The sequence below is a fragment of the Saccharothrix sp. NPDC042600 genome (assembly GCF_040647305.1).
Taxonomy (GTDB): Bacteria; Actinomycetota; Actinomycetes; order Mycobacteriales; family Pseudonocardiaceae; genus Actinosynnema; species Actinosynnema mutabilis.
Genome location: NZ_JBEZBW010000129.1, coordinates 1 through 21,650 on the forward strand (window position 1 = coordinate 1; position 21,650 = coordinate 21,650).

At 74.7% G+C, this 21,650-nt stretch carries 14 protein-coding genes; 3 read left to right on the plus strand and 11 right to left on the minus strand.

Annotated features, from left to right (window positions below; genetic code table 11):
• Window positions 1-237 precede the first annotated feature (237 nt).
• From AB0A74_RS38590 to AB0A74_RS38630, 9 genes are all read right to left on the minus strand, one after another.
• On the minus strand, window positions 238-2,820 hold the full coding sequence (locus tag AB0A74_RS38590; RefSeq protein WP_358257564.1) for an RICIN domain-containing protein: 2,583 nt from the start codon (window positions 2,818-2,820) through the stop codon (window positions 238-240).
• Window positions 2,821-3,092: 272 nt separating this feature from the next.
• Window positions 3,093-3,692 carry a hypothetical protein gene (locus AB0A74_RS38595; protein ID WP_358257566.1) on the minus strand — a complete coding sequence of 200 codons (600 nt, stop codon included), beginning with the start codon at window positions 3,690-3,692 and terminating at the stop codon, window positions 3,093-3,095.
• Window positions 3,689-4,189 carry a hypothetical protein gene (locus AB0A74_RS38600; RefSeq protein ID WP_358257568.1) on the minus strand — a complete coding sequence of 167 codons (501 nt, stop codon included), beginning with the start codon at window positions 4,187-4,189 and terminating at the stop codon, window positions 3,689-3,691. Before AB0A74_RS38600 ends, AB0A74_RS38595 begins: the two co-directional genes overlap by 4 nt.
• Window positions 4,186-5,481: a hypothetical protein gene (locus AB0A74_RS38605; RefSeq protein WP_358257570.1), complete on the minus strand. Its 1,296-nt coding sequence runs from the start codon at window positions 5,479-5,481 to the stop codon at window positions 4,186-4,188. The genes AB0A74_RS38600 and AB0A74_RS38605 overlap by 4 nt, the downstream gene beginning before the upstream one ends.
• A complete protein-coding gene (locus AB0A74_RS38610) occupies window positions 5,478-7,550 on the minus strand; it encodes a hypothetical protein (protein ID WP_358257572.1) in 2,073 nt (690 codons plus the stop codon). Before AB0A74_RS38610 ends, AB0A74_RS38605 begins: the two co-directional genes overlap by 4 nt.
• Entirely contained in the window at window positions 7,547-9,256 is a 1,710-nt protein-coding gene (locus tag AB0A74_RS38615) for a hypothetical protein (protein WP_358257574.1), read from the minus strand. The genes AB0A74_RS38610 and AB0A74_RS38615 overlap by 4 nt, the downstream gene beginning before the upstream one ends.
• Before the next feature lie 7 nt (window positions 9,257-9,263).
• Window positions 9,264-9,575, minus strand: coding sequence for a hypothetical protein (locus AB0A74_RS38620; protein ID WP_358257576.1), 312 nt, complete (start codon window positions 9,573-9,575; stop codon window positions 9,264-9,266).
• Window positions 9,572-11,671 (minus strand): hypothetical protein, encoded by a 2,100-nt coding sequence (locus tag AB0A74_RS38625; RefSeq protein ID WP_358257578.1) that lies wholly within the window; start codon window positions 11,669-11,671, stop codon window positions 9,572-9,574. Before AB0A74_RS38625 ends, AB0A74_RS38620 begins: the two co-directional genes overlap by 4 nt.
• Before the next feature lie 15 nt (window positions 11,672-11,686).
• Window positions 11,687-15,262 (minus strand): penicillin-binding transpeptidase domain-containing protein, encoded by a 3,576-nt coding sequence (locus tag AB0A74_RS38630; protein WP_358257581.1) that lies wholly within the window; start codon window positions 15,260-15,262, stop codon window positions 11,687-11,689.
• A gap of 305 nt (window positions 15,263-15,567) precedes the next feature.
• On the opposite strand from AB0A74_RS38630, the gene AB0A74_RS38635 reads away from it, so the two are divergent.
• Window positions 15,568-16,809, plus strand: a complete 1,242-nt coding sequence (locus AB0A74_RS38635; protein ID WP_358257582.1) for a hypothetical protein — start codon at window positions 15,568-15,570, stop codon at window positions 16,807-16,809.
• Between the two features lie 5 nt (window positions 16,810-16,814).
• Here AB0A74_RS38635 and ligA read toward each other — a convergent pair whose 3' ends face one another.
• Both ligA and AB0A74_RS38645 read right to left on the minus strand, forming a co-directional pair.
• Window positions 16,815-18,800, minus strand: coding sequence for an NAD-dependent DNA ligase LigA (ligA, locus tag AB0A74_RS38640; RefSeq protein ID WP_358257584.1), 1,986 nt, complete (start codon window positions 18,798-18,800; stop codon window positions 16,815-16,817).
• A 117-nt stretch (window positions 18,801-18,917) separates the two neighbouring features.
• Window positions 18,918-19,883: a glutathione S-transferase C-terminal domain-containing protein gene (locus tag AB0A74_RS38645; RefSeq protein ID WP_358257590.1), complete on the minus strand. Its 966-nt coding sequence runs from the start codon at window positions 19,881-19,883 to the stop codon at window positions 18,918-18,920.
• 232 nt (window positions 19,884-20,115) lie between these two features.
• Here AB0A74_RS38645 and AB0A74_RS38650 point away from each other — a divergent pair, with 232 nt between their 5' ends.
• On the plus strand, window positions 20,116-20,442 hold the full coding sequence (locus AB0A74_RS38650; RefSeq protein WP_358257586.1) for a DUF6204 family protein: 327 nt from the start codon (window positions 20,116-20,118) through the stop codon (window positions 20,440-20,442).
• Window positions 20,443-20,577: 135 nt separating this feature from the next.
• On the plus strand, window positions 20,578-21,650 hold a 1,073-nt coding region (locus AB0A74_RS38655; RefSeq protein WP_358257588.1), incomplete at its 3' end, for an AAA family ATPase.

Here is a 21,650-nt window from a genome sequence, read left to right on the forward strand (position 1 = left end):
GCCAGCTGATCTTCCGCGGCCAGTGCCGTGCCGGTGGAAGCCGCGAGGAGGATCGGGCGGCGAGCCGGACTCGGGGCCATCGGCGCGGCGTAGGCGGTTCGACGTGGCGGCCGGGGTCGGCGTCATCGGCGGGGTTCGTCGCTGGGACAGCGGAACGCCCGCCACGGTGGGTGGCGGGCGTTCCGAAAGCCGCGGGCCGACGGCGGACGGGCAGGGGGCCGTCCGCCGTCGGGGTGATCACCGCAGGGTCCACCTCTGCAGCGCCGCACCCGTGTCGACGACCTGCACGAGCCCGTTCGCCGACCCGGTGCCCGTGGGGGCCAGGCTCAACCCGCTGTGCTTGGCCTTGAACGCATACCCGTCCGCCGTCCCGCTCACCCGCCACCGCTGGCTGTCGGCGCCACTGCACGTCTGCTGGGCCACCACCGCCCCCGACGACGTCGAACTCCCGGCCACCCCGGCGCACAACCCGTTCCCGACGTTGCGGATCTCGTAAGTCCCGTCCGCCTGCGCCGTCAGCTGGAACCGCTGGTTGTTGCCACCGTGGTACGAGTACTGGATCAGCTGCGTCCCCACCGTGGTCGAACTGGCCGGCACGTCCACCACCAACCCGGACCCGTTGTTGGACAGCGTGTAGATCCCGTTGGCCGGCGGCTGGGGAGCCGGGATCGACTGCGGCGTGGGCAGGGTCGCGCCCGTCGCCGTCACGGTGAACGCGCCGCCCGTCGACTGCGCACCGGTCCGCACGTGCAGCACCCCACCGCTGAAGTACCACCCGGTCGCCGCCGCGTCGTACTCCGCCTGGCCGGTGTACCGGGTCAACGCGCCCGACCCCAGCGTCACCGACGACGGCGCGCCGGCCACGTGCACGGCCAGCTCGTACCCGCGCGACGACGGCTTCCCGGTGTAGTTCCCGTTCGAAGCGCCCACCGTCACGGTCACGTTCCCGCTCCCGCCGGTCGGCGCGGACACGGTCACGTTCTGCTTCGCGTAGGCCCCGGAAGCGAACTGCCGCGTCACCCCGTCGTCCTCGTACAGCTCGAACGACGAGTTCCCGCGCGGGTACACGTCGAACGTGATGGGCGTGCGCGGCTTCTCCCCGCTGTGGTTCATCTGCGGCCACATCGGCACGATCGCGCCGCCCTTGACGAACAGCGGCAGCCGGTCCAGTGGCGCGTTGTACCCGTCGAACGTCCCCGGCCCCTGGTACACGGTCCCGGTCCAGTAGTCCGTCCACGTCCCCGCCGGCAGGTAGATCCCGCTGCGCGTGGTCCCCGCCGACGTCACCGGCGCGACCAGGAACGCGTCACCGGCCATGAACTGCTGGCTGGTCTGGTTCCCGCGCGCCACCGGGTCGTTCGGGTACTCCAGCACCATCGCCCGCGTGGTCGGCACGCCGGTCTCGTGCGCCACCCGCGACATCGTGTAGAAGTACGGCATCAGGCGCATCTTCAGCTTCAGGTACTTCCGGTTGACCGCCTGGTGCGCCGCGTCGAACCGCCACGGCTGCTTGTCGTGGTACCCCGACGACGGGTTGGTGTTGCCCCACCCCGACATCGACATCATGACCGGGGTGAACGCCTTCCACTGGAGGTCGCGCGAGTACGTGTCCGGGCTGCCGGCGTAGATGCCGTCCACGTCCCCGGCCGCGTAGTTCAGCGCCGACAGGCCCGCGCCGGCGATGGACGGGACGTGGAAGCGCATGTTGTTCCAGTCACCCTCGGTGTCACCGGTCCACACCACGGCGTTGCGCTGGGTCCCGGCCCAGCCGTCGACGGTCCAGACGAACCGCCGCGCGTCGCTGTTGCCCTCGATGCCCGCCACCGCCGACGCCACGCCGTCGAACGCGCCCTGGTAGCCGCCGCCGACCCACGCCACGTCCGTCTTGACCATCCGGGTGCCGGCGGTGCCCACTTCCCAGGCGATGTTGGACAGCGACCGCTGCGTCCACAACCCGGTCTGGAAACCCCTGCTCCGCAACGCGGTCACGGTCTGCGGCAGGTCCACGTACTCGCAGCCGTAGCCGTCGTTGGGCAGGAACCAGCCCGACGGCATGTCCGCCGCCCGCGCCTGGTCGGCGTACTTCACCACGTCCGGCGTCCGCACGTGGTCGAGCCGGTTCTTGGTGCCGGTGTAGGTGGGACTGCTTGAGTTCCAGCAGTCCGCGTGCCCCATCTCGAAGCCGTAGATCGGGGCCAGGAACGGCTTCCCGGTGACGTCGGTGTACCGGTCGAGCACGTCCTTGAGCCCGCCCGCGAAGTACACCGCGTCGAACCGGTTCTCGTTGTGCGTGGTCTGGACGGTCGGGCCGAACGCGTAGCTGCCCGGGGCCCACGTGTTGCGCACGACGCCGTAACCGTTGGTGGACATGTAGAACGGGGCGGGGCTGGCGTTGTCGCCCTCGTTCCAGTGGTTGTCGATGGCGACCGGGACGGTCAGGTCGCGCAGCGCCCAGCTGCCCAGCCGCAGGCCGGTGCCGTAGAACTGCTCGTCGGCCTGCCGGGTGAGGCGCTGACGCGCCTGCCCGTCACCCCACGACAGGCCGGACGACTCCGCCCAGACGAGCGTTGTGTTGTCCTTTTTGTACAGTGCGAACTTCAACGGGCTCTTGTAGGCGCGCAGGACGACCGAGGAGGTCTCGATCTTCTGGTACGTGCCGGCGTCGCTCACCGTCACCGGGACCGCGCCGAAGTTGGTGCCGGTGAGGATCTTGCCGTTGCCGGGGTCGGTGTAGGAGCCGCCGGGGGCGAGGTGGAGGCGGAAGACGTCCGGTTGCAGGAAGCTGACGCGGACCTGGTCGGCGCCGGCGGTCAGGGTCACCGTGGCACCACTTTGACTGGTGCCGGTCAGGTTGCCGATCGTCGTGGTGGCGGCTCGTGCGCCAGGGGCGTGGAGACCGAGCGCGAGCAGGGGCGCGACGAGGGCGGTCGCGAGGAGTCGTCTGGGCGACTGGAGTCCCATCACACTGTTTCCGATCATTCTGTGGCAGGGGGATGAGCAGAAGTGCACGAAAACAGGGTGAACTGTACTCAAACTTCCACCCTTCACCCAGACCTCACGCGCCGGAATCGATTTGGCGGATGACCGGATGTCTAGGCGAGTGCCGCGCGCAGGCGCACGGCGGCGACCACCGAGCGCGCCCCGGACCAGCGGTGCCCGTCCAGGCGCACGGCCAGCGTGTGGACGTGGCGCGGGTCGAGGGTGCCGACCTGCGTGCACACGTCGGGCAGGGAGATGCCGTCCACGTCGTGGTGGGTGGGCGCGTGCACCAGGCGGCGGAGGGCGGCGCTGCGGGCGCGCGCGGCGGACCCGTCGTCGGGGTGGCGGGCGCGTTCGCGGGCCCAGGCGGTGCCGAGCAGGAGGGGCGCGGCGTTCCAGGCGGTCACCGCCGACTCGGTGGTCACCCGGGGCGCGGACAGCTCCACCCGGTCCTCGGCCAACGCCGCCCACACGAGCACGACCCCGGTCCGGAACGAAGCCACCATCGACGGGTCGGCCGCCACCGCGCCCAGGGTGGACAGCGCGGCGTGGGTGACGTCCTCGACCCGCCGGGCGCGCAACGGCAGCACCACCGCCAAGAGGTCGAACCCGGCCGTGACCTCCCTCGGCGCGGCGGCGCGGGCGTCCGGGCCCAGCGCGGCGACGACCCGGCCGGCCAGCGGCCCGCCGTAGGCGTCCAGGACGCCGATCACCCGGTCCCCGTCATCAGGAACAGCTCGACCTTGACCGTCCCCGGACCGCCCTCGTCGCCGAGGAACGGCCGGATCTGTTGCTCCCGCGGCAACTTCGGCACCTGCCCGACCACGGCCCGCATGAGTTCGCGCGACACGTCCGGCCCGCTGGTCCCGCCCCGAGGCACGCCGAACAACTGCACCAGCCCGACGCGCTGGTTCGGCAGCACGCGGGCGTCCAGCTCGCCGCGGAACGCGTCGAGCACTCCCGCGCCGCCCGGCGGGACGTCCACGAAGAACACGACCGACTCCAGCACCAGCCCTTCCTGCCGCACCCCCGACGACGGCGCGGTGGACGGCGTCGGGCCGGGGCTCGGCGAAGGCGTGGGCACGGCGGAGCGGGACGGGGTCAGCTCCGAGCCGAACGCGATCACGACGAGCACCAACGCCAACTCGGCGAACAACCACCCCGCCGCGCCCAGCCCGCCGTCCCCCTCGCGCCGGTACCGCCGCCTCACGCGGGACGCTCCCCCACCGGCACCTCCGAAACCGGCACCCCCGAAACCGGCCCCTCCGCGGCCGACGCCTCCCGAGCCGACGCCTCCGCAGCCGGCGTCCCCGCGGTCGGCGCAGCGGGCGGGAACTCGTCGGCCCCGTGCGGTGCGCCGTTGGTCGCGCGCAGGCCGTCCACCACCATCGCCATCCAGTTGGCCTCGCGGATGGCCGTCCGCAGCTGCTTGCCGGCCTCGTGCAGGGTCCCGGTCGCCGCGCCGAGGTCGCGGGCCGCCGACTCCACGCGCGCCGCCGCCTCGGCGAAGGGCTGCTCCGCCGTCCCGACGGCCGCCCGCTGCTCCGCCGTCACCACCGCCACCTGCCGCGCCTGCCCCGCCACGACATCCGCCCGCGCCAGCACGTCCTCCGCCCGCACCACCGCCGCGCCCGCCGACGACACCGCCCGCCCGACCTCGTCCACCAGCTCGGTCACCGGCCGCACCGCCACCTCCAGCACCTCCGCGCCCCGCCCGATGCGCTGCTCGACGTCGGCCAACCGGGTCACGTGCGCGCCCAGGTGCGGCAGGCCGTCCAGCAGCCGGGACACCGCGTCGCCCAGCCGCTCCACCGTCGCCACCGCCGCGTCCAGCCGCTCGGCCGCCCCGCCGAACCGGCGCGCCGCGGACGTCAGCTCCACCGCGAGCCGCCGGGTCTGCTCGCCCTGGTCGGTCACCGGGCGCGCGGCCCACAACGTCGCCAGCGGCTCGACCAGGTCGGCCTCCAGCCGGTGCACGACCCGGTCCGCGCGGTCGGCGCGGCGGCGCGCGCGGGCCGGCTTGACGTACCGGACCATCAGCACGGCCACGGTCGCCACGATCAGCACCGACAGCGACACCGGGCTCAGCGGGAGCGGCAGGCTCAGCCAGTAGGCGAAGAACGGTGGCCGCTCCCCCAGGTCCGCGCTGAGGTCGCCGGCCAGGTACATCGCCTCGGCCACGCCCAGCAGGCCCCACGTGATCGCGACCGGCAGCAACGCCGGCACGCCGCCGGGCTGCGCCACCGGCACGTCGCACACCGCCCGCAGCAACCCGGGTTCGCGCAACCGCCACAGCTCGGCGTCCCGCTCCACCAGCGGACTGCCGTTGACCACCGCCCACGCCTGCCGCTTGGCGACGTCGAACAACGCCACCAGGTGCGCCAGGTGCGGGGGCCGCACGCCGGACGCCCCGTGCAGCCCGGTCAACTCGATCACGGCCCGGTCGGTGAGGTACTCGACCTGTTGCGCGGCCTCGGTGGCGTTCATGGTCCCCCGGCTCATCGGTGGAACATCTGCTGGACGGCCAGCGCCAGGCCCACCAGCAACGTCAGGAACACGACGAAGGCGAGGACGACCCCGGCGTTGCGCTGCCACAGCAACCGGCGGCCGTGGTCCACGGCGTGCCGGCCCCCGCGCTCCCCGGCCTCGACCTCCCCCTCCCGAACCCCGGCTTCCCGCTCCTCGGCTTCGGCTGGGCGCTCCCGGGCCTCGACCCCCCGCTCCCGGGCCCCGGCCTTCCGCTTCGCGGCGCGCCCGCCGTCCCGCCCGAGCAGCGCGCGGTGGTCCCGGTGCAGTTCGCGGTACTCGCGTTCCCAGTGCCCGGCGGCCTCGCGCGCCGCCGCTTCGGCGGCCCGCCACCGGTCGAGTTCGGCCAATTCCCGGTGCGATTCGCCGACCGCGGCGCGCACGGCGTCCAGGAAGACCGCGAAGCAGCTCGCCGGCTCGGCCGACCGCGCCGCGATCTCCAGGCACAGCGACGACAGCTCCAGCGAGGGCTGCTCCCCGGGCCCGAACGCGCCGGCCCCCAGCGAGGCGACCACGTCCCGAACGCCACCGTCCCGCGTGGACCGCAACGCGTCGAGCAGCCAGCCGGACGCCTGCCCGGCGAACCGCTGCCGCCCCAGCACGGCCCGGAACAGCTGCCGCCGCTCGGACTCCGCGCCCACCCGCCCCAGCCAGGACACCGCCACCCCGGCCGACAGCGGTGGCACGGCCGCCACCAGCCGGAGCAGGACCTCGGTGGGCGCGGCGGACCCGGACAGCAGCCGCTCCCCCCGCGAGCCGAGGTCGCCGAGCGCCGTGACCTCCTCGACCACGGCCGCCTCGGTCACCGGGAACAGGTCGGCCAGGTCGGCGTCGCGGGGGTCCAGGCCCAGCTCCTCGAACCACGGCCCCAGCGCGCGCACGTCACCGGTCAGCGACCGCGCGAGCTTCACCCGCTCGTCCCGGGTCGGGCACAGCCGCCGCGCCAGCTCCGCCGACCGGTCGAACCACACCCGGTCGGTGGTCGGCAGCCCGAGCCGGTCGGGGTTCTCCCGCACCAGCAGCCGGAAGACCGTGTCGGCGAAGTCCCCGGCCAGTCCCGTCGCGGTCCCGCACAGCCACTCCACGGCCCGCGACGGGTTCACCAGCAGCCACGACACCAGCTGCGGCTCGTTCTCCGCCCGCAGCACCCGCTCCTCACCCCGTTGCAGCGCCGGCCACACCTGGCCGGGTTCCAACCGCCACAGCTCGTTCGCCACCACCGCGGACACCAGCGCGCCGATCGTCGGCAGCGGCCGGTAGCGGTCCACGGCGGCCGGCTCGCGCACCCGGGCCGCCAACCACCGCACGGCCGCGGCGGTGTCGTCGTACTCGTCGTCCACTGTGGACGGCAGCGCCAGCTTCCGGTCCAGCCACCGGTCCACCCGGTCGGCCGTGGCGGTGCCGCGCAGCGCCGCGGGCCACGCGCCGGTGACCCGGGGCAGCCGCGGGTTGCCCGGCGCCGCCGCCAGGAACGTCGTCCACACCCGCTCCCGCGCCACCGCGTGCGGCAGCACCCGCAGCGCGCCCGCGATGGCGGCGGCGACCTCGGCCTCCGCACCCTCCACCCGCACGGCGTCGTGCCCCTCGACCAGACCGGTCAACACCCGCACCAGGGTGACGGCGTCGGCGGCGCCGCCCAGCGGCTCGGCGTCGGCGGGCAGGCCCGAGGTCGCGAGGCCCCACGGCAGCAGCCCGTCCCCGCCGGCCACCGCCGCCACGCAGCTCTCCCACAGCCGCCACGCGTCGGTGCCGTCCGCCGGGGCGAACAGGAACTGGCACACCCCGGTCCGCCCGAACCGCCCGCCGCACACCTGCACCGAGAAGCACCACCACGGCCCCGACCCGGGCACCGGCACCACCCGCAGCCCCAACGCCGAGCGCGCGTCCAGGTCCGGCGTCGGCTGCGGCACGCCGTCGGGCGCGTGCACCAGGTCCTGCGCCACCGACCGGAACGGGCCGGGCGCGCGGCGCAGCCCGCCGTCGTCGACCGGGCTGAACCCGCCGCCCGCCACCCCGCCCCACTGCACCAGCTCCACCGGGATCACAGCTGAACCCCCGCGAGCAGGCCCAGCTTGAGCTGGGTGAGCGCGGCCGACGGGTCGCCGGCCGCCGGGAACTCGTGGCCGCCGTCGAGCTCGAACCGGTCCAGCGTGCCCGGTGAGAGCACCGGCACGTCCCCGAACGGCGAGCACAGGTAGAACCGGACCTCCCGCCACCGCTGCTCGAACAACTGCCGCACGGTCTGCCCCATGCCCAGCCCGTAGACCAGGCCGCAGGTCAGCGCCGACATCACCAGGTCGCGCCGGCGCAGCAACCCGCCCTCGCCGGGGGTGAGGGACGCGGCGACGTGCTGGTCGATCGAGGGCACCGGGATCCGGCGGGTCAACTCGGTCTCCGAACCGCCCGCGTCCACGGTGATCCGATCCTGGCCGCCGTCGTGGATGAGGTTCCACAGCCGTTCGCCGTCGCTGTAGTGCGCGACCAGCTCGCGCGCCACGTGCCGGGCGATCTCCTCGCGGATCTCGGGCACGTCCAGGTCCTGGGTCAGGTCGCGGACCAGCGCGGTCCACACCGCCTGCTCCACCACGGCCTCGTGCCCGATCGGCCCGGCGCACCGGTTGGACACGTCCACCAGGTAGTCGGCCACCCCGGTCACCACGGCGTCGGTCCGGCCCAGCTCGGTGAGCCGCTTGCCCTGCCGCACCGCGTGCGTGATCAGGTCGGCCTTGGTCAGGCACACCAGCAACTTGCGGGTCGCGCCGTCGTCCTTGCCGAAGTCGCCCTGCGCGGTGAGCCGGTCGGCGATGTCGCGTTGCTGCACCCGCCGCCGGGACCGGGCGCGGGCGACGTCGCCGAGGGTCTCGTGGTCGGGGCGGATGCTGCTGCGGGTCAGCCGGTCGGCGTCGCCGGGCGGCAGGAACCGGGTGAAGGAGCCCTCCACGATCGGGTCGATCGTCCACAGCAGGCTGTCGTACTTGGCCAGGGCGCGCTGCCGGTACTCCTGGTCGTAGGTCTCGGCCTTGAAGAACTCGCCGGGCAGGTCGGCCACGGAGGTGATGACGACCCGTCCGCGCACGCTGTAGCGCTGCACGATCGGCTGGCGCACCACCGCGCCCCAGCGGTCGGGGCTGGCGCCGAGCAGCTCGGTGTGGATCTGCCGGATCTGCAGCACCAGGTCCTCGCCGAGGACGTCCCAGAGGAACTGCGCGGGCACCATCTCCTGGAGGCTGGTGGGGTCCAGCGGCACGTTGTCGTAGACGGTGGAGTCGTACTCGCGGCGCAGCGCCTTCATCGGCCGCTCCTCGAAGGCGGTGCCGCTCATCTTCACCGGCGGCGCGCCGGTGCGGGTGTCCCGGCCCGCGGGCGGCAGCGACAGGTCCTGGTTGAGGGTGCGCAGCAGCAGGTAGCTCTTGCCCGCGGCGACCGCGCCGACCGCCGCCGCGCTGCCGAACCGGTCGATGCGGGCGGTGGTGCGGCGCGCGCCCTGCAGGTGGTGGTCGAAGAACAGGTGGCCGTCGCCGCACAGCCAGTAGACGTCCTGCGCCTGCGTCGGGTCGTACTCCGGCGACTGCCAGTGCTTGCCGGGCCCGCCGTGGTCGTCGAACAGGCTCAGCCGCCACTGCGGTCGCCCGCCGGGTCCGGGCGCGACGGCCAGGTGCAGGCTGGGCGGGCCCTGGGTGGGCGCGACGCCGAAGTCGTGGCCGCACGCCGGGCAGGCGTCGAACGGGGCGAGGTTGCGCGGTTCGGTCATCGCGGGGTCATCCGATCTCGGGCAGCAGCAGGGCGACGAGCACGAGCACGGCGGTGACCGGGACGGCGCGCAGCAGCCCGACCCGCAGGCCGTGCCGGCGCCCCGCGGCCTCCGCGCGCGCCAGGTGCCCGCGCAGGTAGGGCTCGGCGACGGGTTTGGCCCGGCGGCTCTGCGGCTGGGCGTAGGAACCCCAGTCCGCGACCAGCACGGGCAGGTTCTCGTGCTCGGCGCTGTCGGCGACGGTGTCGCCGTGCCACACCGGCCGCATCCGCGCGCGCAGCCCCCGGGGCAGGGACGCCGCGACCTCGGGATCGCTCACAGGACCCCTCCCGTCTTCAGGCTGACCACGATGATCAGGACCAGCGCGGTCGCCACCGCCAGCACGGACCGGGACGCGTTGCGGTAGGCGGCCAGCGCCAGCGCGGCCTGCTCCGCCCGCAGCTCGCGGATGAGCGCCTCCCGCGCGCCGACGGCGATGTTGTGCCGGCTGCGCACGCCCTCCCGGATGCGCCGCAGCTCCCGGTCGTGGGGCGGGGCGTAGTGGTCGTCCTCGGGCACGACCCGCGCGCACGCGTCCACCGGGCACGTCGGGTGCCCGCAGCCGGGGCCCGGCCGGTCGTGCTCGGCGATCAGCCGGTCGATCCACTCCTCCAGCCGGAACTCCGGGTCGGCGAACGCGCCCCCGCCGAACGGGGCCGCGAGCTGTTCGGCGAACGGCCGCCAGCGCGGCTCCCGCGACCACCAGTTGGTCAGGTACTCGACCACCCGCGGGTGGGAGTCCACGACCCGCTCCCGGCCGCCCTGCTTGTCCAGCAGGCCGCGCAGCCGGTCCGGGCTGGCCACGGCGGCGATGGTGACCAGGACGAACCCGAAGCGGTCCAACGCCCTCAGGTCCACCCAGTCGCCGCGCTCCCACTGGGCGCGGTAGTCGGCGGAGGTGTACTCGTCGGTGGCGCGGGCGTCGCGCGCCGGGCAGCGCACCGGGCCGAGGGAGTCGCCGTCGATGAGCACGTAACCGTCGTGGCCGTCGGCACGGGCCAGGCGGCGCACGTTGGCGGGCTTGATGTCGCCGTGCGCGATGCCCAGCGAGGCGTGCATGAGGTCCAGGCCGCGGGCCAGCCGGCGCAGGTCCTCCAGCGGGCCGCGACCGGGCACCGGGCGCTTCTCCTGGCCCAGCCAGCCGACCTCGTCCACCCACGGCGAGGCGACCAGCACGCACGTGTCGGCGTCGGGCTGGTCCGCGACGCCGAACCACGCCGCCAGCCGGGCGGCCACCCCGCCGGGGATGCGGTCGCCCGCGTCGACCAGGTTGGTCCGGGCCGGCGCGGGCTGCACCAGGGACAGCAGGTGCACCGGGGCGATCACCCACGGCGGCACCCGGTTCGACCCGCCGACCGCCCCGTTGGCGCGTTCGACGTTGCCGATCTGGGCTTCCAGGAACGCGCGCAGCATCGCCGCGTCCTCGGGGGTGTCGCAGCGGTAGACCTTCACGTGCCACACCTCCTCGCCGCCGGGCTCCAGGGACTCGGCGCGGGTGTAGAGGACGCGCACGCGCAACTGGTGCGGCTCCCCGCTCGGGGAGCGGCCGGTGAACGCGCGTGCGCCGGCCACGAGACCCGCCGGGGGCGCGGCGACGTGGACCCGCCGGAACGCCCCGCCGCCGGTGACCCACGCCGCGACGCCCGTGCCGTCCCCGGTGTCGGTGGCCCCGCCGGTGCGCAGCTCGGCGAACCGGTCGTGCAGCTCGTAGTCGATGGCGGCCACGGCGTCGCCGGTCGCCTCGCGGACCACGATCCGGCCGCGGGGCGGGACGCCGGTGCCGGTCGGCCGGCCGTGCTCGACGCGCTGGCCGCCCACCGCGACGATGTAGCGGCGGTCGTGGCCGGTGCGCCGCACGTGCAGGGTGCCGCGGACGTTGCGCAGCTCGACCAGCGCGGCCCGCGGCACGGCTTGGGCCTCGTCGGGGAAGACGATGCCGCCGGGCCCGGTGCGCGACACCGGCACCCAGCCCGCGGACGGGCGCAGCAGGTGCGGGAAGGTGAACCGGCCCAGCCTGAGGGTGAGGACCAGTTGGTCCTCGTCCTGGTCCTCGTCGGGTTCCTCCTCGGTGAGGGGCGCGCTGGGCTCCTCCCCGGCCGCGCCGACGACCGGCACGACCTCGACGGTGAAGCCGGGGTCGGGCAGGTCGCGGTCCACGGTCACGGCCAGGCGCGGGATCGCGCCGGGGTACTCGCGGCGCTGGTCGTCCACCGAGGCGCGCAGCTCCTGCTCGGCCACGGCGGACAGCGACCACGCCACCCGGACCACCACGTCCACCGCCGTCGGCGCGCCGGTGGCGTGCTGGGCCAGCCACCTGCTCAGCTCCCGCCGCACCGCGCGGCCCAGCGCGGCCTCCCGCCGGTCGTCGTCACTCATCGCGCGCACCGCCGCTCATCCGCGTCCCTCCACGATCGCGCCGATCACCGCGTCGGCGAGCCACCGGGCCCGCGCCGCGCCCCGCGCCTCGTCCGCCGTCTCCACCGCCACCGCGAAGGCCACCGGGCCGCGCGCGGTCGTCACCGAGCCCACCAGCCACGCGATCTGGCGGGCGAACTCGCCGGGCGGCGCGTCCCCGCCGCCGTGCAGGTCGTGCGTGCCGGTCTTGACCCGCAGGTCGTGGCCGGGCCGCCGGGTCAGCCCGTCGGCCGTGCCGAACTCGACCGTGCCCGCGAGGCCCGCGGTCAGCTCCTCCGCCTGTTCGGGCGAGAGGACCCGGCGGACCTCCGGGACGACCTCGGTGCGGGGGCGGCCGTGGGGCTGGGTCGTGGCGTCGACCAGGCGGGGCTGGACGAGCTCGCCGCCGTTGGCGATGGCGCCCAGCACGGCGGCCAGGTGCAGCGGGGTCCCCTCGACCTGCCCGCCGCCCAGGACGCTGTTGGCCAGGTCCGCGCCCGAGGACTCGCGCGGCACGCGGGAGTCCACGCCCAGCGCCGTGCCGGCCACCCACGCCGGGCCGCGCTCGGCGTCGGCCGGGACGGCGGCGAACCCGAAGTCCGCGGCGGTGTCCCGGATCAGCGACCACGGCAGGTCCATGGCCAACCGCACGAACGCGGTGTTGCACGACACGGCCAGCGCGTCGGCCACCGTGATCACGCCGGACCCGCCGCGCTCGCACGTCCCGCGCGGCGAGTTCTTCACCGGTTCGGCGCGGCCGGGGACGGGCAGTTCGGCGGGGGCCGCGACGCGGTCGGTGACGTGCTTGCCCGGCTGGCGCAGGTAGGCGGCGGCCACGACGACCTTGAACGTCGAGCCGAGGCCGTAGTTGCGGCTCAGCGCCCGGTTGTCCGACCGGGACGGCAGGGCGACGTCCGCGCGGCCGTCCACGTACCGCAGGCGGTCGGCCCGCGACTCGGCCGACTCCGGCGCGGGGCCGGGCAGCAAGCGCCAGTCCCAGCACCTGTTGTCCACCTCGTCGTCGGGCCGGCACTCGGCGGCGCGGCCTTCGTCGATGCCCGTGTCGGTGAGGGGACCGGGCTGGTGCTCCTGCTCGAAGCGGGTGCGCTGGGCGGCGTCCGGTTCGCGGTTCGGGGCCTCGGGTCCCTCGAACGGTCCGGGGGCGGTCGCGGCGGCGAGCACGCGTCCGGTCGCGGGGTCGAGCGCCACGATCCCGCCCGCGAGCCGTTCGTCGCCGTCGTGCAGCGCGGACGCGGCGGCGCGCTGGAGGTCCGGTTCGACGGTCAGCTCCACGACACCCGGCTCCGCCTCGCCCGCGGGGAGCAGGGGGTTGGCCAGGCCGCTGCTGCCGTCGACCAGGTCGCCCAACGCGCCGTCCACCGCGCCCGCCCGGTCACCGGCCTGGACCAGGCCGCCGAGGTCGGCCAGCGAGATCACCGGGTCGCCGATGGGAGTCCACGCGGACCTCTCGCGGTCGCGCCGGTACTGCGGGACGCCGTCGACGCTCAGGACGACGGTGGTGCGGCGCATCGCGATCCGGTCGGTGGAGCACCGTTCGGGATCTTCGCGCGGCTGCTCGGCGCGGCAGTAGGGACGGTCGGTGGCGTGCCCGCGGTACGGCCACGCGGTGATCACGGCGCCACCCACCAGGCACACCACCACGACCAGCACCACCGGCACCGACAACACCCGCCCCGGCGCGGCGGACCGACCCGGCACCGCCGGCCGCGCTCCGCTCGACCACGATCCACTCGGCCGGGTTCCGCTCGGCCGGGTTCCGCTCGGCCGGGTTCCGCTCGGCCGGGTTCCGCTCGGCCGGGTTCCGCTCGGCCGAGTTCCGCTCGGGACCCCGGCTGTCGTTCCGCGGTCGGCACCGGAGGTCAGCCGGTAGCTCCACCACAGCGCGAGGACCACCGCCGCGCCCAGCGCGAGCGTGGACTGCCCACCGCGCGACAGGAACGGCACCGTGAACCCCGAGTGCGGCACCCACGCGATGGTGGCGAGGAAGACGTACCCGAACTGCACCACCAGCAGCGCCGCCAGCCCGATCGCGAACAGCCGCGCCGCCGTGGGTCCCCGCGCGCCGGACCGCCGTTCGGCCTCGCGCGCCACGCGGGTCAGCGCGGCCGCGAGCAGCGCCAGCAGCACGCCGAGCAGCAGCACCACGACACCGCCGAGCTTGGCCCACACCACCGCGATCACCAGGTCGCTCTCCCCCAGCGGCACCTGGCCGGACGCGGTGTCGGGCAGGCCCCGGCCCCACAGCCCGCCGTCGGCGATGGCGGCCATGCCCTGCGCGATCTGCGACCGCCGGTTGGCCGCCGCGCCGTCGAGCGGGAGCCGGCACACCGCCGCGCCGTCCGGCTTGCCCGCGACGACCGTGCCCGCGGGCGGCTCGACGCACGTGTTCGTCCACCCGTACTCCCACGGGTGCGCCATCGCCTCGACCCGGTCGGTGGCCTTGTCCACGACGGTCAGCGCCAGCACCCCGACCAGCACGGTGCCCGCGAGGGCGACCAGGTACCAGCGGGTCTGCACGGCCAGTTCCGCCCAGCGCCGCACCCCCTCGTGCCGCGGGGACGAGCGGCGGACGCCGTCGGCGACCAGGAACAGCATCAGCACCAGGGTCGCCGCGAACAGGCCGATCAACGGCCCGAGGTCGCTGCGCAGCACGCTGCCCAGGCACACCGCGACGAACAGCGCGACCGGGTAGACGAGGTGCTCCCGGCCGCGCAGGTGCTGCCCGGGCCGCCCGAACCGGTGCGCGAACCCGGCCAGCACGACCGCGAGCAGCCCGAGGTAGGCGACCTTGCCGTACTCCGACGCCGCGATCCCCCGGAACGCCAAGCGGTCCGGCCGGTCGAACCAGGCCACGAAGAACACCGCGAACACCAGCACGACCGCGGTCCACCAGCGCACCGGCGCGGGCACCGACGGCACCCACCCGGCCACCCTCCCCGCCGCTCGACCGGCCACCCGCCGCAGCCCGGTCATCCCCCGCGCCCCGGACAGCCGGTCCAGCGCGAGCGGCACGGCCACCAGGGCGAGCACCAGCACCAGGGGCAGCAGCACGGCCCCGCGCGCCTCGACGAACGCGTCCCGCGCGAAGGACGCGCCGAACTCGGCCGCCGGGTTCGGCAGCACGACCAGCCGGACGGTCAGCAGCAGCCCGAACTCCAGCACCAACGCGCCCGCCAGCACCGCCGCCAGCGCGACCGGGGACACCTCGTGATCACCGCGGCGGCCATGCGCCCGCCGCAGCAACCGCACCGCGCACACCACGATCAGCGCCACCGCCACACCGACGGTCAGCCCGTAGACGACGTTCAGCGTGTTGGAAGCGACCCAGAACCCCAGCCACACCAGGAACAACGGCCACACCAACGCCCGAGCGGGCCCCGTCACCCACCGCCGCCACCAGGCCGCCTCGGGGTCGGTCACCGGCACCACCGCCACCCGCACCGACCCGCGCAGCAGCCCGACCACGCCCACCACGCCGAGCACGAGGCCGGCCGACACGAGCAGCCGGCTGATCCCGCCCGTGCCGAGCACAGCGGACAAGGCACCACCCATGAAAAGGATTCCTCCGCGGCGGTCGTGCGAACGCTGGAAACCCCCGCGCCGTCGAATTCGGCGGCCGGTGATCACCCAGCCTGTCGTTCACGCGCGGCCCCACGTTACCGGAACCCGAGACCGATTTCCGACCGGCCCCTGCCAGCGGAAACCGTTGCAGCGACGGGAATCCACATTAATGCGGACAGGGTCACGGGAAACCCTGCTACTCGCGCGGGGAAACATTACCCGCCTATATTCATCGGAAAAGGACTTGGCCACCGGCCGCCGACGGTGGACGATTCGTGTGGTCAGGGGGAGGGCACATGGTCGTCTTCGCGTGCGCGCGCTGCGGCGCGCCGCTCACCGCTCCCGTGTCGCGGGTCGCGCTCCCGGCGCACGCGCACCAGCACTACGGGCACGAGTTGTTGCCCTCGCTGGTGGAGCCCGGGACCTACGCCGTGGAGCCGGCGCACTCGGGCGGGCCGTGGCGGCGGTGGGAGGAGTTCAGCGCCGAGGAGATCGAGGCGCGCGGCGTGTACGCGCCGGCGTTCTCCTTGCCGTGCGGCGCACCGGGAGCGATCGCCGTCGCGCCGGGCGACACGCGCGGCACGGTGGTGATCCCCGAGCGGTGCGACGGGTACTGCATGGGGTTGGCCGGCAACGACGGCCCGAACCTGGCGTGCGCGGGGTGCGGGCGGGAGGTGGGCACGCGGATCGACGACTGCGGGTACTGGCAGGCGGTGTGGCTGGTGCCGGACGCGGTGCGCCCGGTCGGGGCGGACGCGCCCGAGCGGCCGGTGGCGGGGTGGGAGGAGTGGGCGCGGGAGCGGGCGGGCATCCCGCCGGTCGATCCGAACGGGTACTGGGACCCGCGGTGGGAGGCGGCGGTCGGGGCGGCCCTGGCGCACTTGCTGGTCGCGGCGGAGGGCCGGCCGGTGGCCGTTCCGGACGGCCTGCTCACGGCGACCTTCGGCCCCGCACTCGCCGCCTTGCTGCCGAAGGGACCGCCGGAGCGGAAGGTGGACCTGGCCGGACCGGGCCTCACCGACCGCGCGCCGGACATCGCCCTTGTCCCCCGGCACCCGCGGACAGGCGAGCCCTGGCAACCCACCGACAGCACCACCGCACACCCCGCCGGCCGCACCACCGCACAGCCCGCCCACAGCACCGCCGCCCGGCCCGGCCGCAGCACCACCGCACACCCCGCCGGCAGCACAGCCGCACAGCCCGCCGGCAGCACCACCGCACAGCCCGCCCACAGCACCGCCGCCCGCCCTGTCGGCGGCGCGCCCCCGGAGTCCGCCGGCGGTGTGGCGGTCGTGCCGCTGGAGGCTGGGGTGTGGGCGCACCTGGCGTTCCACCAGTCGCGCCCCCTGCCGCCCGCCACCGGTGGCGTGCCCGTCGACGTCATCCGCGACGACCCGCTACCGCCGCACACCGGTGGGTTCCGGGTGGACTCGCACGTCTTCCAGCACACGCTCGCGCGCCTGCCCGCCGTCCGGGAACCGTGGCTGCGCCGGATCTACGACCGCGTGCGGGAGCACCCGTACCAGCCCCCGTTCTAGAGCCGCTACACGATGCCGGCGGCGATCAGTTGCTGCCAGATCTCGCCCTGGTCGACCACCGTCACCCCCAGCTTCTCGGCCTTGGTCAGCTTGCTCGCGCCCACGTCCGCCCCGGTGATCAGCAGGTCCGTGTTCGCCGACACCGAGGACGCCGTGGTCGCGCCGGCCTTCTCGCACAGGCGTTGGAAGGTCGGGCGCGGGACCTTCTCGCCCGAGCGCGGGTCGTTGATCGCGCCCGTGACCACGACCGTCTTGCCGGCCAGGGGCGCGTCGGAGGCGACCACCGGCGGCAGGTCCTCCTCGCGCACGTCGAGCGAGACGCCCCGCTCGCGCAGGCGTTCCAGCTCCGGGCGCAGGCGGGCGAGGTGCTCGTGCAGGGACGCCGCGACCTTCGGGCCGATGTCCTCCACTGCCACCAGTTGCTCCTCGGACGCGTCCGCGACCTCCTCCAGCGAGCCGAAACCGGCGCGGCACAGGCGGGTCGCGGTGCCCTCGGACGCCATCGGGATCGCCAGGCCGATCAGCGCTCGCCGCAGGCCGACCCCGCGGCTGGCGTCGATCGACTCGACCATGCGCGCCGCGGACACCTCGCCGATGCGGTCGAACTCCAGCAACTGCTCCTGGGTCAACCGGTAGAAGTCCGACGGGTGTTCCAGAAGACCGGCCTCGGCCAGCCGCTCGATCCACTTCGGACCGACCGCCTCGATGTCCGCCGCCGCGCGCGACGCCCAGTGCACCAGCCGCCGCACGGTCTGCGCCGGGCAGGCGAGGTTGGTGCAGAACAACTCCCGGCTGTTGCCCTGCTCGACCAAGGCCTGGCCGCACGACGGGCACGCCACCGGCGGCACGATCTCCCGCTCCGCCCCTGTTCGCGCGGACTCGTCCAGCACGCCCGCCACGAACGGGATCACGTCGCCCGCGCGGCGCACCAGCACCGTGTCGCCGATCCTGATGCCGCGCGCCCGGATCACCTCCTGGTTGGCCAGGGTGGCGCGGGTGACCGTGGTGCCGCCGACGAACACCGGCTCCAGCACGGCGACCGGGGCGATCTTGCCGGTCTTGCCGACGTCCCACACCACGTCGGCCAGCACGGTGGTCTTCTCCTCGGCGGCGAACTTGTAGGCCAGCGCGCCGCGCGGCGAGTTGGACCGGGTCCCGGCGGCGGCGTAGGCGTCCCGGTCGGCCAGGCGCAGCACCGCGCCGTCGAGGTCGTAGTCGAGGTCGTTGCGCTGCCGCTCGATCTCGGCGATGACCTCCTGCGCGGCCTCGGCGTCGGCGCAGTGCCGCATGTCGGCGACGGCGAACCCCAGTGTGCGCAGGCCCTGTTCGAGGTCGGTGGCGGCGGTGCCGGCGTCGAGGTCGAAGGAGAAGAACTGGAGGCGGCGCTCGGCGACGGTGGCCGGGTCCTTGGCGCGCAGCGTGCCGGCGGCGGCGTTGCGCGGGTTGATCAGCGGCCGGTCCGGGTGGGCGGTGTTGAAGGCGGCGAAGGTGGAGCGCAGCATCACGGCCTCGCCGCGCACCTCGACCCGGCCGGGCGCGTCGATCCGCTCGGGCACGCCGTCGACCAGCGCCCGGACCAGCACCGTCACGTCGTCACCGGTCGTGCCGTCGCCCCGGGTGACCGCCCGCGCGAGCCGCCCGTCCTCGTAGACCACGGCCAGCGACAGGCCGTCGAGCTTCGGCATCACCACGACCGGCTGGCCGGGGAACCGGTCGAAGAAGGCGGCCACCTGCTCGGGCCTGGTCGCCTTCTCCAGCGACAGCATCGGCCGCGAGTGCCGGACCGGCGCGTGCAGCACCGCCGGCGCGCCGACCTGGTCCAGCGGGTTGGGGTCGGGCGCGAACTCGGGGTGCGCCTGCACCAGCTCCCGCAACTCGTCCTCGATCGCGTCGTACTCGGCGTCCGCCACCTTGGGCGAACCCCGGTAGTACGCGTCCCGCAGCACCACGACCTGGTCAGCGAGTTCCTGAATGCGCTCCCGAACGTCCACGGGCAAGACGCTACCGGGCACCACCGACAATCCCGGCCCGAACGCCCCGACCGGGTCGCGTGTGGACGGCGCGGCGGCGGGTCGGCGCGGGGCGGCGGGTCAGGGCGGGGCGGCGGGTCAGGAGGGCGTGGCGGCCGTCAGCCCGGTCGGCACGCGTTCGCCGTCGCGCACCGGTCCGGGCGGGGTGCCGTCGCCGAACGGTCGCCCGCCCAGCGCCTCGCGCCCGTGCGGGGTGGTCCAGCCGGACAGGTCGGGGCCCTTCGGGACGATCTGCGACGGGTTGATGTCCTTGTGCACCACGTAGTAGTGCTGCTTGATCTGCTCGAAGTCCACCGTGTCGCCGAAGCCCGGCGTCTGGAACAGGTCGCGCGCGTAGCCCCACAGGTTCGGCATCTCGGCGAGCTTGTTCCGGTTGCACTTGAAGTGGCCGTGGTAGACCGGGTCGAAGCGGACCAGCGTGGTGAACAGCCGCACGTCGGCCTCGGTGATCGTGTCGCCGACCAGGTAGCGCTGCCCCGCCAGGCGCTCCTCCAGCCAGTCCAGCGCGGTCCACAGCCGGTCGTAGGCGTCGTCGTAGGCCTCCTGGCTGCCCGCGAACCCGCACCGGTAGACACCGTTGTTGACCTCGGTGAACACCCGCTGGTTGACCTCGTCGATCTCGTCGCGGCGGTCCTCGGGCAGCAGGTCGGGCGCGCCCTCGCGGTGGAACTCGCGCCACTCGGTGGACAGGTCCAGGGTGATCTGGGCGAAGTCGTTGGTCACCACCGCGCCGGTCGTGGTGTCCACGATGGCGGGCACGGTGATGCCGCGCGGGTACTCCGGGTCGCGCTTGAAGTAGGCCTCCTGGAGCCTTTCGATGCCCAGCACCGGGTCCCGGCCGCCGGGGTCGAGGTCGAACGTCCACGAGCGCGCGTCGTGCGTGGGACCGGGCAGGCCGAGCGAGAGGGCGTCCTCCAGGCCGAGCAGCCGGCGCACGATGATCGACCGGTTGGCCCACGGGCACGCCCGCGCGGCGACCAGCCGGTACCGGCCCGGCCGCACCGGGAACCCGTCGCGGCCGTCGGCGGTGATCCGGGTCGTGATGTAGCGGGTGTCCCGGGTGAAGGCCTTGCCCTTGACCGAGTAGGTGCCACCGGTCGCGTGCTCGGGGTGGTCGTTCGTCTCGCTCACGAATCCGAGCCTACGCGGTTCAGCGGGGCTCCACCGACCGGCGCAACGCGGCCACGGTGGTCTCCGGCGAGGTGGTCAAGCAGTCGTCCGGGCCCGGGCGGATTTTCGTTTGCGTGGGCCGGTCGACTCGCCGACGATCACGGCCATGCCCGAGCACACCTACCGCGTGCTGGTGCGCGGCCGGTTCACCGACCTGGACGACGCCGCCCGCGCCCGCCTCCTCGCCGCCGCCGACCGGCACAACGTGCTGACCGGCGGGTTCAGCGAGGAGGGCGCGCTGTCCTACGACCGGACCCTGGACTTCTTCAGCTACCGGGTCCAGCTGCGCGCGGAGGTCCGGGACACCGACCGCGAGGTGTGCGCGGAGGGCCTGCGCCGGGCGGCGGAGGCGGTGGAGGCCTACGAAGTCGACTTCCGCGACCTCAAGGCCACCGCCACCGACCTGAACCAGATGAAAATCCGCCGCCGCTGACCGCCGTTGACCGACCACCACCGCTGACCGCCCGCCGCCGCCCGCCCTTCGCCGCCCGACCGGCCGCTTTTGTCGGTCCCCCGTGGGACAATGGTGACGGGGGCCGGAGGCCGCGACCGGTACCGTCGGGAAGCCATGGACCTCCTCGGCCGTGACGACCTCCTCGCCACCGCGCGGGCCGCGCTCGTGCGGGGTGGTGTCGTGCTGCACGGGCCCCTCGGCATCGGCAAGTCCGCCGTCCTGCGGGCCCTGCTCCCCCACGACGCCCCCGTCCTGCGCAGCGCCCCCGCCCGCGCCGACCGGGACGTCCCCTACCTGGTCCTGGCCGACCTGCTCGCCGACACCGACATCGGCACCGACGCCAGCCCGAGCACCGACACCAGCCCGAGCACCGGAACCAACAGCAGCACCGGCCCGAGCACCGCCGTGGACCTGCCGCCGCCGCAACGCCTGGCCCTCGACCGCGCCCTGCGCCGCCGCACCGGCGAACCGGACCCGCTCGCCCTCCGCCAAGCCGTCCGGAACGTCCTCCGCGCCCGCCAACCCCTGGTCGTCCTCGACAACGGACAATGGGTGGACCCCGCCTCGGCGGAGGTCCTGACCTACGCGACCGCCCGCGCCGGGACACGCCTGCTCGTCGCCACCCGCGACCCCGGCCGGTGGGGCGGCGAGGCGATCGAGGTGCCGCCGCTGCCCACCGCCGCGACCGCCGAACTGATGTCCCGCCACGGCCACGTGGACACCCACCTCGCCGCCGGCAACCCGTTGTACGCCATAGAACTCGCCAAATCACACGGCACGATCTCCACCCCGATCAAACAACTCGTCCGCGAACAGCTCGACGGACAACCCACCACCGCCCTCCTGATCGCCGCCCTGCTCGACCGCCCCACCGCACGCCTCCTGGTCCACTGTGGACAAACCGATGACCTGCGCGACTGCCCCCTGACCCGCACAGGACCCGACGGCGGGATCACCTTCCGGCACCCGCTCATCCCCGTCGCCCTCCCGGAAGTCCTGCCGCCCGAAGAGGTCCGCGCCGCCCACGCCCGCCTGGCCGACCTGGTGACCGACCCCGTCCAACGCGCCCGGCACCGCGCGCACGCCCTCACCGGCTTCGACGAACCCACCGCCGTGGACCTGTTGCGCGCCGCCGGCACCGCCCGTCGCCGGGGTCGGCCCGACCAGGCCGCCGAACTGGGCCGCCT